Origin of the sequence: Arthrobacter sp. ISL-95, assembly GCF_018613695.1 — a bacterium.
GTDB lineage: Bacteria > Actinomycetota > Actinomycetes > Actinomycetales > Micrococcaceae > Arthrobacter.
On the sequence record NZ_JAGGPR010000010.1, the window covers coordinates 1 to 13,069 of the forward strand.

13 protein-coding genes and 3 pseudogenes are annotated in these 13,069 nt (G+C 60.2%); 9 read left to right on the plus strand and 7 right to left on the minus strand.

The features are described from left to right. The 8 genes and pseudogenes from J7I86_RS15040 to J7I86_RS15075 all read left to right on the plus strand — a co-directional run. A pseudogene (locus tag J7I86_RS15040) lies at positions 1-251 on the plus strand (hypothetical protein); the annotation flags it as partial. Between the two features lie 196 nt (positions 252-447). Continuing rightward, positions 448-996 carry a TetR family transcriptional regulator gene (locus J7I86_RS15045; protein WP_214821089.1) on the plus strand — a complete coding sequence of 183 codons (549 nt, stop codon included), beginning with the start codon at positions 448-450 and terminating at the stop codon, positions 994-996. After that, positions 993-1,346, plus strand: coding sequence for a multidrug efflux SMR transporter (locus J7I86_RS15050; protein WP_214821090.1), 354 nt, complete (start codon positions 993-995; stop codon positions 1,344-1,346). The genes J7I86_RS15045 and J7I86_RS15050 overlap by 4 nt, the downstream gene beginning before the upstream one ends. Continuing rightward, positions 1,343-1,672: a multidrug efflux SMR transporter gene (locus J7I86_RS15055; RefSeq protein WP_214821091.1), complete on the plus strand. Its 330-nt coding sequence runs from the start codon at positions 1,343-1,345 to the stop codon at positions 1,670-1,672. The genes J7I86_RS15050 and J7I86_RS15055 overlap by 4 nt, the downstream gene beginning before the upstream one ends. 571 nt (positions 1,673-2,243) lie before the next feature. Continuing rightward, positions 2,244-3,758 carry an MFS transporter gene (locus J7I86_RS15060; protein WP_214821093.1) on the plus strand — a complete coding sequence of 505 codons (1,515 nt, stop codon included), beginning with the start codon at positions 2,244-2,246 and terminating at the stop codon, positions 3,756-3,758. A gap of 212 nt (positions 3,759-3,970) precedes the next feature. Then, on the plus strand, positions 3,971-4,399 hold the full coding sequence (locus J7I86_RS23315; protein ID WP_396019891.1) for an aldo/keto reductase: 429 nt from the start codon (positions 3,971-3,973) through the stop codon (positions 4,397-4,399). Beyond that, positions 4,326-4,622: pseudogene (locus J7I86_RS23320) on the plus strand (aldo/keto reductase); the annotation flags it as partial. The gene J7I86_RS23315 and the pseudogene J7I86_RS23320, both read left to right, overlap by 74 nt. Before the next feature lie 29 nt (positions 4,623-4,651). After that, positions 4,652-4,903, plus strand: a complete 252-nt coding sequence (locus tag J7I86_RS15075; protein ID WP_214821096.1) for a hypothetical protein — start codon at positions 4,652-4,654, stop codon at positions 4,901-4,903. A gap of 181 nt (positions 4,904-5,084) precedes the next feature. Here J7I86_RS15075 and J7I86_RS23135 read toward each other — a convergent pair whose 3' ends face one another. The 4 genes and pseudogenes from J7I86_RS23135 to J7I86_RS15085 form a co-directional block, all read right to left on the minus strand. Then, on the minus strand, positions 5,085-5,462 hold the full coding sequence (locus tag J7I86_RS23135) for a P-loop NTPase (protein ID WP_309476740.1): 378 nt from the start codon (positions 5,460-5,462) through the stop codon (positions 5,085-5,087). Continuing rightward, the gene (locus tag J7I86_RS23140; protein ID WP_309476739.1) at positions 5,363-5,872 is read right to left on the minus strand and encodes a P-loop NTPase; all 510 of its coding nucleotides are present in this window, start codon (positions 5,870-5,872) and stop codon (positions 5,363-5,365) included. The genes J7I86_RS23135 and J7I86_RS23140 overlap by 100 nt, the downstream gene beginning before the upstream one ends. A gap of 73 nt (positions 5,873-5,945) precedes the next feature. After that, a pseudogene (locus tag J7I86_RS23145) lies at positions 5,946-6,131 on the minus strand (iron-sulfur cluster assembly protein); the annotation flags it as partial. Between the two features lie 198 nt (positions 6,132-6,329). Continuing rightward, a complete protein-coding gene (locus tag J7I86_RS15085; protein WP_214821098.1) occupies positions 6,330-7,718 on the minus strand; it encodes an APC family permease in 1,389 nt (462 codons plus the stop codon). Positions 7,719-8,044: 326 nt separating this feature from the next. Between J7I86_RS15085 and J7I86_RS15090 the strand changes: the two genes are divergently transcribed. Further along, the gene (locus tag J7I86_RS15090; RefSeq protein ID WP_214821100.1) at positions 8,045-8,236 is read left to right on the plus strand and encodes a hypothetical protein; all 192 of its coding nucleotides are present in this window, start codon (positions 8,045-8,047) and stop codon (positions 8,234-8,236) included. A 695-nt stretch (positions 8,237-8,931) separates the two neighbouring features. Here J7I86_RS15090 and J7I86_RS15095 read toward each other — a convergent pair. The 3 genes from J7I86_RS15095 to J7I86_RS15105 all read right to left on the minus strand — a co-directional run bounded on the left by J7I86_RS15095 (position 8,932) and on the right by J7I86_RS15105 (position 12,947). Then, entirely contained in the window at positions 8,932-9,927 is a 996-nt protein-coding gene (locus J7I86_RS15095) for a zinc-binding dehydrogenase (RefSeq protein ID WP_214821102.1), read from the minus strand. Positions 9,928-11,128: 1,201 nt separating this feature from the next. Further along, positions 11,129-12,550 (minus strand): MFS transporter, encoded by a 1,422-nt coding sequence (locus J7I86_RS15100; protein WP_286179840.1) that lies wholly within the window; start codon positions 12,548-12,550, stop codon positions 11,129-11,131. Continuing rightward, entirely contained in the window at positions 12,543-12,947 is a 405-nt protein-coding gene (locus tag J7I86_RS15105; protein WP_214821104.1) for a MarR family winged helix-turn-helix transcriptional regulator, read from the minus strand. The genes J7I86_RS15100 and J7I86_RS15105 overlap by 8 nt, the downstream gene beginning before the upstream one ends. Between the last annotated feature and the right edge of the window lie 122 nt (positions 12,948-13,069).

The window sequence follows — 13,069 nt, forward strand, 5'->3', positions numbered from 1 at the left end:
GCACGCCTGAAATGATGCGCGCCATCCGGTTTGCCGGGCCCGTCGCACCCAACGGCCAGCGGAGGGGCTCGCCGCAATCGCCAGTTCGACCCCGAGGGATAGCCTGCCTCGTCGGAGCCCTCAGCGGAGACTGGACCATCCCTGACCTCCCGCCGCTCACCATCCCCACGGGCATCCGGCCAACGAGCTACTTTGGCGAAGCCAAAGATCTACCTGCAGCCGCCTTGGCAAAGTACCTTCGCGGAATCTAAGTCGGCTCACTCGACCTCGTTGTTTCCGACACCTATGCGGGCCTCGAACAGGCGGCAGAAGCACAGCACGATCTTGAGTCCGGCCATCGCCACGGAAAGAGGGTTGTAGTTCTCGCCGAAACCTGACCATGGACCGTTCCGGTGAGACTGACCTTACAAATCACATACTTTACCTTCCGGCTGGTAAAGTATGATGGTGCGAGAAAGCCAACGCCCCCAAATCCTTGATGCAGGCCTGAGAGTAGCGGGCTCCGCCGAGGGTGCCACCATCACCCTTGAACGGGTCGCCATTGAGGCGGGGGTCACCAAACCGGGCCTGATGTACCACTTTCCGAACCGTGATGCGCTCATGGTCGCTTTGGTCGAACATGCAGCCATCCAGCTACGGCGAAGAATGATCAGCTTCCTCAGCACGAGCCTGGAGATGGCATCAGTAGCTGACCGGTACCGCGCCTACATTCAGGCTGCGGCCGATGGGGAGAACATGCGCGCGGAGTGGGCGCTTTGGTTCCAGTCCGCATATTGGCCTGAACTGGAAGCGGCTTGGACCCGCCAGCTTGAACCCTGGCTGACGATGCCTGACGAAACGCCTGCCGCGCAGCGCACCCGGCTCCTGACCGCGCGCATGGCTGCGGACGGATTATGGGCCGCCCAAGCAAGCGGTGTACTTAGGCCAAGCGCGGCAGATCGATCCGTAATCCTGGCGCAGTTGATCGACCTGACGCGGGAGGGAGAAGCAGAGTGAAGAAATGGCTAATGCTCGGCGGCGCCGTCCTAACGGAGGTGAGCGCAACCCTCGCTCTCAAAGCCGCCATGGAAACGCCGGGCTGGTATGTGTTGGTCGTCGTCGGATACATCTCCGCCTTTGGCCTGCTCACGATCTGCCTGCGTTTGGGTATGAGCATTAGCGTTGCCTACGGCGCCTGGGGCGCAGGTGGAGTCACAACCACCGCGCTTTTATCCGCCCTTATTTTTGACGAAACCCTTACATGGCTAATGGGTCTAGGGATGATGTTCATCCTCGCCGGCGTCGTAACAGTCGAGCTTGGATCCCAAAACGCCAAGCGCCTTCAACAAGCCAAGGATGCGCAATGAGCTGGGTTTTCCTGAGCTTGGCCATCGCTACCGAAGTTGGTGCCACGGTGTCCCTGCGGGCTTCGGAAGGGCTGAAGAAGAAGCTGTGGCTTATTCCCATAGTGGTCGGCTATATCTGTGCATTCGTCTTCCTCAGCATGGCCTTGGCCGAAGGGCTTGCACTTGGCGTGGCCTATGGGATCTGGGTTGCTTGCGGTGTCGCACTCACAGCAATATCAGCCCGTGTCTTCTTCAAGGAACCCTTAACACCGCTCATGGCCTTCGGGATACTGCTCATCGGCGCTGGAGTTTTGGTGGTTGAAATCGGCGCGGGCCTGGCTCAATGAACACCCAGACTCCTGGCCTGTAGTGAACCACGCCAGCGTCTAACCGGATTCCAGGCAGAAACAGCCAGGTCGTTGGCAGGCTTCGTCATACGGTCCTATCATTGTCAACGCACTATCGACTGTTTCCCATCCAGACCGCGGCACACCTGAATCATTGCTAGTCGGGTTTCGAGACTTCAACTCACCTGATCCGTTGGAAGCCAGGCTACGAGACTTGACTGTTCAGCCCTCCCAATGTGGTTCGACTCTAAAATTGCAGCCTCTTCCGGCGCTGACTCAAATCTAAGAGGCAAAGATTTCCACCATTGACGTTCTCCATTTCCGGAGCGTTACAACCAATGTTGGGTCGAGTCGATAGTTGACCTGATGAATGACGGTACGATGACTTCCCGACCCTGCAGGGGGATCAGGGGTTATACGAACTTGCGTGTGTTTCGTTGGCGAATGTCTTATGGTTCACCCTGTAGATAGCTGATTGGGTATCCCTACCAACGCAGGACCGAGGCCCTTCTTTCAGGCCTGCGGTCTGATGCCACCCCAACTGGCATCTGTGAATCAACGAAGGGTACCAATGTCCACTGGAGATCAAAGATTTGGGAGTGCCACCGGCGCCCAACCTGGCAAGCTGCGTCTGAAAATCAGTGACGTCCGCATAGTCAATAAGGCCGCTTTGAGGCGCGCCGTTGCTGGAACGGTCGTAGGGAACATTATCGAATGGTATGAATTCGGCGTGTTTGCCTACCTCATAACGGTAATGGGGCCTGTCTTCCTGCCGCAGGCCGACCCGACAGTGCAGGCTCTTTACCTGTACGGCACATTCGCAGTGACATTCGTTGCCAGACCACTGGGCGGCGTCTTCTTCGGATGGCTGGGAGACAGGATCGGGCGGCGTAAGGTCCTGACGTTCACGTTGCTCCTCATGTCCGTCTCCACGTTTGCCACCGGGCTGCTCCCCGGGTACGCGGATGTCGGGCTTTGGGCTCCGGCGCTTCTCGTGTTCTTGAAACTGCTGCAAGGGTTCTCCGCCAGTGGGGAATACACCGGTGGCGCGACCTTCCTGAGCGAATATGCGCCGGATAAGCGGCGGGGTTTCTATGTTGGATTCATGGGATCCAGTTATCTGGGATTCGCCTTTGGAGCCGGCCTGGTAGCCCTTCTGCAGCTGGGGTTCGGTCAGGACGCGATGCAATCCTTCGGCTGGCGGATTCCATTTCTCGTCGCAGGCCCGCTTGCCGCCATAGCCCTGTATTTCCGCTATCGCATTGAAGAGTCGCCTACGTTCAGTGCCGTCTTGAAGGAACGGGCAGAGGCGTCCCGGAGGACCGGTGAGCTGGCAACAAACCCGGGTATCATCCAGGTCATTCGGGCCCATGGGCGATTCATTCTGCCCGTCATGGGTGTCGCGGCCGCAGGCAATGTCATTGCCTACACCTTGACCTCGTTCACTCCCACATACCTGAACCAGACGCTGGGGTTCCAAGGTTCCCTTGGCACCCTTGTCATCTTCCCCTTGTTCGTACTCGCAGCATTCGCAACCCAGTTTTTTGCCTCGCTCTCGGACAAGATAGGCAGGAAGCGGATCCTGTTCACTGGCGCAATCCTTGGCATCGTGCTTCCGGTTCCAGCGTTCATGATGATGGGTTCGGGCCAAATTTGGGGCGCGCAACTCGGGACACTCTTCATCATGGTCTGCGCAACCCTCTTTTCGTCGAGCTACGCTTCTTCGCTGCCTGAGCAGTTCCCGACGCCGTCGCGTTCCAGCGCTCTTGGACTTGCCTACAATGTCGGAAACGCGGCCTTTGGCGGGACGGCTCCTCTGGTCATTGCGGCACTTATCGGAGTCACCGGGAACAAAATGGTGCCCGCTTACTACCTGATGGGCGCAGCCCTGCTGGGACTGATTTCCGTCCTTTTCCTCAAGGAAACAAGCAGGAAGCCCCTCAACGGCTCATTGCCCAACGTGGAAACCAAGGAAGAGGCTCAGTACCTCGTTGATACCCAGGACTCCAACGACCTCCTCGATCCAGCCGAAATGCCTCTCACCCAAGAAGTTCCTTCAGATTCCGAGGGAGGCCGGCGCTTCTAACCGATCCGAAGCCCTCCCGGCCACCTAGCCGGCCGGGCACAAGAGGTCGCATTCGAGAAGGACTCCATCTGCAGCCGCACGACCTCAAGCCGCCAAGGCCACCCACTCTCGCAGCTGGGTGGCCTTGGCCACCATCACCAAATACAGCAGCGAACCCATGCTGGATGGAAGTGGCCTCCGAAGGTGGGGCGGAGAAAGGTACTTAGCCGATGATGCGCTTTGCGGACCGCGCCCTCCCTAGCTCGGGGCAGCGCAGCACCGCGTTGGGTTTTGGCACGATGGAGTTACGGGGCGCCTCGCACAGGGGGCCTCGTTTACTCGATGAGATAGTTGCAGAATTGCTCCTCAGCACTGACCTGGACGAAGGCATAGCATTCATCGATACTTCGATCGACTATGGCGAAAGTGAAGAACTCATAGGGCGCCATGTAAGTCGTCGTCGGTCGGAGTATCTGCTTGCGTCCAACGTGGGCTGTCTCTGGACCACCAGCCAGATGGCCCGTCCAACGGCCCTCTGGTCCATGACTATTCGCCCACTAATATCCGTGCAGGAATCGAGCAAGCCTCTCGCGTCTTCGCACAGATTATCTGGACCTGGTGCAGGTCCACATTCGGCCCTCTGTGGCGGTTCTTCAACCTGACGATGTCCTGGGGACACTGGAACGTGCCCGGGAGGAGGGCAAAGTGCGAGCGATCGGCATATCTTCGACTCTTCCGAACCTCCTCGACCACCTCGCCCTCGGCGTATTCGACACCATCCAAGACCGTTTCGCACTCGAACGTTCTCTTCAAAACTGTTTTCCTCTTATCAACGCCACTGATGCGGGGGGCATCGTGGGGGGAACCGCGCGCAGCGCACCCTAAACGGGCGGCGGACAGACGGATGCGTCCCGGTGGATCTTGCTCTGGATGATCTGATGGATGGCGATAACTTCCACGGATTTCTCCTTCGCTTCGTGATGACCCGCGCCGAAGTGTCCACCGTGATTGTTCGAACGGCCTCGCCTGAGCATGTCCGTGAGAATGCCAAAGCTGCAGCTCGGGGAGGTCTCGCAGAGGACGTATACGCGGAAGCGCAGCAACAATTGGACATTGCCGTATTCCGCACTTCGAATCCGCGCAAAGCGGCCTCTCGCCTACGCTGACCCGATGAAAACACTGTAGAAGCATCCGCAGTCACTGTCGCTGCACTCTGCAACGGAGCACCCTGGCAAAACTCCGTCAGTCCCTCGCGGAAACTAAAGCGGGAGACCGGAGAGACACCGAGGGCGAACCGAGAGTTGCTTAGCGAGGTCCACGAACGCCAGTGCCGCCTTATCCTCAGGCTCAGCGATCACTACCGGGATGCGGCATCGCACAAGCTCGGAGTGCTGGGCTGAACGGGATCGAAGCGAGGAGATCAACTGTTTGGCCTGTCGCGGACAGCTCCGAAACCACCCCCGCCCCTCCCCCGGCACCGAACGGTTCAAAATGTCCGCCGTCGTCGAGCTGCATTGTAGACATCGTTTCTACAACACCCACCACGCGCTGGTTGAGTTGGCGTGCGAGCGACCCGCTTCGAATAGCAACACCGGAGGCAGCCGACTGTGGCGTTGTCACAACAATCACTTCCGCGTGGGGCAACGCCTGTCCCACTGAGATCGACACGTCACCAGTGCCGGGTGGCATGTCGACGAGGAGCACGTCGAGGTCGCCAAAAAAGATCTCCTTAGGGAATTGCTCAAGGGCCCGGTGAAGCATTGGCCCACGCCAGACACAGCTGAATCCTGGGCACCTTCTGGCAAGAACATCCCAATGGAGATTGCCTTGACACCGTGGGCGATGGGCGGCAGAACCAAATCGTCGATGCGGGTTGGCCTGACAGCGTGTCCCTCGGCTTCCAAGAGGCCCAGAAGCGCAGGAATCGAGAAGCCATGCACGTCGGCGTCAACAATTCCCACCTTGAGTCCCTCGGCCGCCATGGCCGTTGCATGATTGGTGGTCACCGTGGACTTGCCCACTCCGCCTTTGCCGCTTGAGACCGCGATGACCCGTGTGAGGGATTCTGACGTGAACGGGTTGGCGCGGTTCCGACCTCCCCGGAGCTTGGCACGGAGGGCTGCTCTCTCTTTCATGCGTCATGACAGAAACGCTGACCTGCACTTCCAAAATGACGGAGACGGATTTCGCGGCAGTCCGCACGTCCCGTTCTATCCGAACTGCCATCGGGCAGGCGGAGATCGTCAGCGAGATTCCAATCTCCGCGATGCCTTTCGTTACCTCAACACGCGTAATCATGCCAAGTTCGGAGAGAGGACGCTGTAACTCCGAGTCTGAGACCTTCCCGACTGCTTGGCGTATCACGTCCGCGGAGTCGATGCTGACGCTGCTCATTGCTGTTTCCTGATCAATCGAAAATGGACCGGGCGTAACTTCTCGGCGGGAACTTGCCCCCGTGCAGAACTCCCGAGTGTCTGACTGCGAACCGGTTGAGGTGGGCTAGTCGGTCCGACCAGCCCACCTCAACCTGAACATCGCCAGCGAGTCTTCTGTCTCGAGCGTCCTACTGTTGGAAGTTAAGACCCTTTATCCTCACTGGCGGCCGATGCGGGCGTAGGTCTCTGGTCTGGTCCGACGGTAAACCATGGCAAGGACGATACCGAGGACGAACAGGCCGGTGATCAGCACCATGAGAATTGTTGCAAGGCTAGTTGATCCGCCAACAAGAAGCGGAAAATTGACGGCGGCGAGGATCAAACCGGCCCCCAGACCGATGATGGAGACCCCCGGGAAGAAATAGCGGCTCCACGCTGAGTGCTCGTGGCCGTGACGGTGCATGTACATAGGCACAGCGACGCCGGCAACGAAGATCACGCCTAAGATCACGAAGCTGGTGATGCCGAGCATCGCAGTGTAGAAGTCAATTGCCGGCACTCCCGTGAATATCATGATCACGTTCAAGACAAGGCCCGCAATGCTCGTCGCGACCGACGCGATGTGCGGGGAGCCGTGGCGCGCGTGCACGCCGCTGAGTTTCCTGGGCAGGATTCCGTCAGCACTGAGGTTGAAGAAGTACCGTGCGGTGATGTTGTGTGCGGCGAGGATAACCGCGAACGTGCTTGTATTCACCATCACGTTTGCCGCGTCCGAGAGCACTTGTCCGCCGAAGGCCTGCAGGCTCTGGGTCATAGAACCTGTCGGGTCGGCCGTGGCGGCTTCGACGACCTGGTCGACGCCTATGGAGTTGATGAAGGCCAGAGATGACAGGCCATAAATGACCATCGCCGTGGCGATCACCGCATAAGTGACCCGCGGAATAATGCGGCTTGGGTTTCGGACTTCTTCACGGAACAACACCGTGACCTCGAAGCCGCCATACATGCCAAGCGCCAAGAGCAGGCCCAAGGGGAAGGAACCGTCGAGCCAGTGCGCTGGCGCCAGCGGGGCAATTGAGACCCCGGCGTGATTGGCGCCGCCGCTGACAAAGACCATGAAGTCGTAGGCGACGATGACGACGAGCTCGAGGAACAGGAAGATTGTCAGCACCTTTGCTGACAATTCGACCTTCATGAAACCAAGGATGGAGCTGGCCACCCAGAAAATCGTTCCCCATACGTACCAGGGAAGGTCGGGGCCGTTGAGGGTGACGTGGACCAGCTCACCCAGCACCAAACCGCCGAAAGGGAACGTTCCGGCGTAGACACAGAAGTACCCAAGGAGCGCCACGAGGCCGGAGCCGAGGCCGATCTCACGGCCCAGTCCGGCCGTGATCATGGAGTAGAAACCGCCTGGCTTGGGCATGATCTTTGACATCCGGGTAAATCCCACCGCGAAGGTCGCCAGAATAAGACCTGCCGTGAGGAATGACACCGGGGTCCCCAGGCCAGCGCCGGTGCTGACCATGATAGGGATGATGCCTATCACGACCACCATGGGGGCGTTGTAGGCCATCACGCTGAAGAACAACGAGAGGAACCCCATGTTTCCTTTGAGGTGTGGCTGGCTCCGTGGTGCTACTTCAGTTAGCACTGGGCTTAGTGCGTCCATTCCAATCAGTCCCTTCCAAATCAGAATAGTTTTTTCCCGGGATAGTGGCGATGCCTCATGAAGATGCGGCCATGGGCCTGCCCGGAAAGAAATTTGACGGCGGTTGTTCGCGTTGCCAAGTACCTGCTGTGGCAGGAACCTGAAAACCGGTTACAAAAGACTTTGGGGCCTTGTTCATCTGCTGGTAATTAGATATCTGACGAATCACTGACCCAAACTTTGGGGTCCTCCTGATCCGCCAGGCTGCTTATGCTGGAGCCTTGGAACATCGTCTTGTACCCGTTCCCGCGCTCAAGCCCGGACCCCGCCATCTGGCAGAACGCGGCCTGGGAGCGCTTGACGGACAGAAGGCGCAGCAGGGTTCCCTCCGCATCTACTCGAAGGCCGTCAACGCATGGCGAACCGTCATCTCGAGGCCGAAGGTCTTCGCGGCCCTCCTCACCATGGAGTGAGCAGCGGTCGTGGTCATCGTCGTGGCCTTACCGGTCGCTCACGACGCCGCGCCCCGCCGTCGTGCTCCACTAACGTCGGAGGCATCATGCATCGCGGCCGGGCACACCCCGATTCGCGGCGGATGCTTTCTTGGACTCAGGTGAAAGTGGATGATCCATCGGCCCGTTCAACCTGCACCGAAAGTCCGCCGGAGAGTATGGGCGTCCATGAGGGTACGTCGAGGGCAAACTCGCTGGCCAGGCGATTCGAGTTCGCGCCTGGCCTGCTAGCGGCGATACGCTCCACACCACATTGCAACCACTGCGCCGCCACCAAGTGGGCGAGACCTGGTGGCCATACCGACCGCGTCGTTGCATGCGGCTTTCGCGACCATGCTGCGCCAGCGTCCGCAGACCCAGCGCGACAAAGTCGCCATCCGCGCGTTCCACACCCTCGAACGCGTCTGACCTGATCGTTGTGCCCCTCGCGGTGATCGGGTCGGGCGAGCAGGTCACGCCAAGTACCGCATGGGGGTGTAGACAACACGGGCGATCTCTTCTAGCGAACGGGTGGCGACGATAGGGCCACCGGCGCGCCCGGCGAGGCAGCTCAAAGGCTACTCGCGCTACAAGAACGCCTGTAACGTGATGAGTCGGTCCCTGAACTCACCTCCCTGGGCGGAGTTTCATTAAGGAGGTGAGTGGGAGACGATGCCTCATGGTGCGGGCAGGACGACGACGTACTTTCCGGGCTCGCGCCGGGACTCGAGGGCGCGGTGCGCGTCGGCCACCTTATCAAGTCCGTCGAAGACCTCCGCGATGACAACTTTAAGTGCCCCGGATTCGATAGCGTTCAAGTACTGGTCCAGCGCGCTGGCGGGGAGGTCGCGGGCTTCGCCGGCGTAGCTGGTAAGCCGCACGCCGGTGGGGATGATAAAAGGGTCGAAGTCGGGGACGGTCCAGGCACCACTGAGTGCGCCGACGAAGCAGACGGTGCCGCCGGGTCGGATGAGTGAGAGCACGTCAGGCAGTGCGGTGGCTCCCACGAATTCGAGTGCGGCGTCGACACCCTCCGGTGCGATCGCCCGGATTGCTTCAGGAAGGGTCTCGTCGTCCCTGAGGGCGTGGTCCGCGCCGACGCTCTTGAGGAGGTCGGACTTGGCGGGGTTCCTGGTTGTTGCGATGACGGTGGCACCGAGGTGGTGAGCGATCGCAATGGCGGTCAGCCCCACGGTGGAGGTGCCGCCGTGGACGAGGACGCTTTGGCCAGTCTGCAGCCCAAGCCCGCTGGTGATGGAGCCGTGCGCTGTTTGCAACATCTCAGGGAGCGCCCCAACGATGTCCCAACCTAGGGCGGTGTCGAACGGGATAACGTTCGCGGCATCGACAACTGTGTATTCTGCGTAGCTGCCGTCGATGTTTCGACCCAGACCGCCCATCATTGTGGCAACCTTCTGTCCGGGGGCGAGGTCGACGCCTTCACCGACAGAATCGACCTCGCCGACGCCTTCGATTCCCAGGATCCGGGGAAATGAGAAGTCGGGACTGGACTCGCCCTGACGGCTGGTCACCTCGGACTCGTTGACCCCGAACGCCCTCACACGGATACGCACCCATCCTGGTCGCACGTCGGGGATCGGTACGTCGCTGACCGTGAGCCCCTCAAGGTCAGTTTGGCCGGTCAAGCGGATGCCGTGCATTGTCTCAGACATGATGTTGCTCCTTCGTGTGGAATGGGTGATCTGGGGTTGGAGGGGCGATGAGAGCGTTGAGGGCTTGGCGCCCTGGAGCACCTCTGTCGCCTTCGGGTTCCGCGCGTCTTAGTGGCGGACCTCCTCATACAGACGGATGTCGTCGAGGGTAGGACCAGTGGTGCCGATCGCTGCGTCAACGAGCACTCCGACCACGTCCGTGAGGGTTCGGGCCTCACGAAGCGGCACGGCATAGCGGGTCCGAGGTGGCTGCGAGTCGAGTCGAAGGCATCCACGATAAGGTCCTCCAGAGTGGGGAAGCAGTAAATCATCGAGCGCAGTGGAACCTCGGCACGAGCGGCGACACCGCGATCCGACACACCAGCCACCCATCGTCCTTGATCACCTCCGGCGTTGCTTACAGGGACATGGGCACTGCGACCGGGATCGTTTGGTTTCCTCGCTCATGCCTTTCCCGTGTGTCGGACCCAGTGCGTACGATGGTACATATTCGAGTTCAGCCTAGTCCAACATGAGGGAAGTCCCCTGAAGGGCAAAAAAGACTGCAGGAGTCTGCCTGGGCGCAGGTGCAGGAACTGCCTGCCGCTCATCAAGAGCACCCGCTCGGTCCCTGCTGGGACGACTATAAGGTGGGCGACAAAGTCCTCACGCTGTTCACCGATGTCGCTGGGGAACCGATCGTCATCCTTCATGCCGATCCGGGCGACTCGGCTCGCCCTACCCGAAGGCGCGATATCCGGGCAGGAGTCGCAAGCCAATGATGGCGAACGCACGAGGCAGCGGCTGCCCAGGGCCTTCACGCTTTCGACACACAAACATACCTGTGGAGAAAGCGTCGGAGAGCTCTTCCGTCCTCAACAACCTCCCTTGCGAAGGGCGTACACAGGACCACCGGGGCGCCTGAGAGGGACGTCGCAAACTGCCACTTCGAGCATTGGAATGGGTCAAAAGAGCTCCCCCATCGGGGCGCCGTCAGCCAGCGAAAGGTGGGGGCGACCATTCTGCGCTAGACGGCGAGGGATTCTGTTTACGCTTGGATCACCATCGATTCGACAAGCACCGAGTTCTCGTCAGGCCGCCGAACGGCCGGCTAGCGGTGAGTCCGTGAGCTTCACCGCCCCTCGTCCTCGTAGCCGACGAGGGCAACGACGCCAGTCACGGCTAGAGGCAGCATCCAGCTGCCGTCTCCACGCTGCTACGTTTACTTGAACAAAGCGTCGGCCCGCCCATCGGTAGCCCGGCGAAAACGCGTTATCAGTGCGTGTACAAGTAGCGTTGCAAAAACCGCAGCGCAGAGCAGTGCGCCGATCGCAAACGAAATTCCGATTCCGGCACCGGTCGGGTGAAGATCCGGCGCCATGTTGGCTGCCAGCACCGCACCCGAGACCGCGGTGCCGAAGGAGCTTCCCACGTTGCGGAGGACCTGATTGAAACTCACGGAACTGCCCAGCTCTTCAGTGGCCACGCTGCGGGCAATCAGTGCTGGCATGGCGGCATAGCTGGCACCCATTCCCAGGCCGAACACCAGCATCCCGGTCAGGATTTCCCAAAGCGCAGTGTGGGCAAACCAGAGCAGCATTCCGGCGGCTGCCATAATTCCTGCGCCGATCGGCAGCAAAGTCGCCAAAGGAATCCTGCGCGCCAAACGGCGCACCATACGATTCGCGAGGAAGCTTCCAACCGACAGCGGAAGCATCACAAAACCGGCCCAGAACACGGGCAGCGCGATGCCGTAGCCGGTTGAAGTCGGGGCTTGGGCCACGAGGCTGGAGATTGATAATCCGATGTACATCGCGGCACCCAACCCCATGCCGGTGCCGTTCGCCAACAACACCTCACCGTTCCGCAGGACCCTAAGATTGACCAGGGGATGCCGCGTCCGAAGCTCAGTCCGGACCCAAGCGGTCAGGACTGCTGCCGCCACGATGAAGCAGCTTATGACCCCGGGAGAGCTCCATCCCCACGAAGGCCCTTCACTGACGCCCAGGAGCAGAAGGCCCAAACCGAGGCCAAGCAGGCTAGCTCCGGCGTAGTCGAAAGGCAGCCGGGCGGCTCGTTGGTCCGGTCCCGCCGGCACGACGCGGACCACTACAAAGATCGCCGTCACCACGAACAACGCCGCGAACCAGAAAGCGAATCGGAAGTCGAAGAGCCCCGCACTGATTCCAGTCAGTGGGTAGCCGACGCCAAGGCCAGTCGCCACCGTCACCGATAGAGTCGATATGGAGAATCGCACCTTATCAGCTGCAATGTAGCGGCGGGCGAGGGCGATCGTCACAGGAACGATCCCGTAAGTCAGGCCTTGGAGCGCTCGTCCGATCAGGAACACCGTGAAGTTGGGCGCCGCCGCGGCGATGACGGACCCGGCGAGGATGATCCACAGTGCCAACAGTAGGAGCCGCTTCTTGTGTGGTCCGTCGCTGATCCGTCCCATCACCGGGGTGGCCACCGCACCGACCAGAAGGTTGATGGTGAGCATCCACTGCGCCGTACTGACCGGCACGTCCATCTCACGGGCAATTGACGGCACCAACAGCATGCCGAGCGAGCTCACGATGGCTGTCGAGAGCGCCGCGTAGACCAGCGCCGGAACCAGGCTTGAACGTACGGCCGGTTCAGTCAACGGACACCTCAGGCCCAAGCTTGCTCAGGACTGGGATAGCCTCCAGCGCCTTCCTGCCTTCCGGTGTCAACCGTTCCGCAACTGCACGGTCAAGCCAGGCATGCTCGGCTGCAAGCTCCTGAACTAGTTTGCGCCGTCCCTCGACCGTGAGGATGGTCCAGGTCCGACGACGGTCCTCCTCGTCGGGCACCCGCTCCACAAATTCCAGCCGTTCCAGCTCGCCGACTGCCGACGAAATTGCTTGGGGGCTGACCTGTGCAACGGCACCAAGTTCCGACGATGCCGCTTGCCCTTGCTCCACGAAGCGGCTAACCACGCCAAGCTTGCCAGGGGACATCGTTCGTTCAGCATCGAGGCGCCGCCGCAGCGGACGTAGTGCGTCGAAGAAGGAGCGCATCCTAATTCCGCCTGCGATTATTCTTGGTTTCACCCCTTAACTGTACAAGGAACTTGACCAAGTTACTTGTGTAATCAGTCACAACCAAGAAAGGTCGAGTATGGTTCCGCCTGTGGTACAGG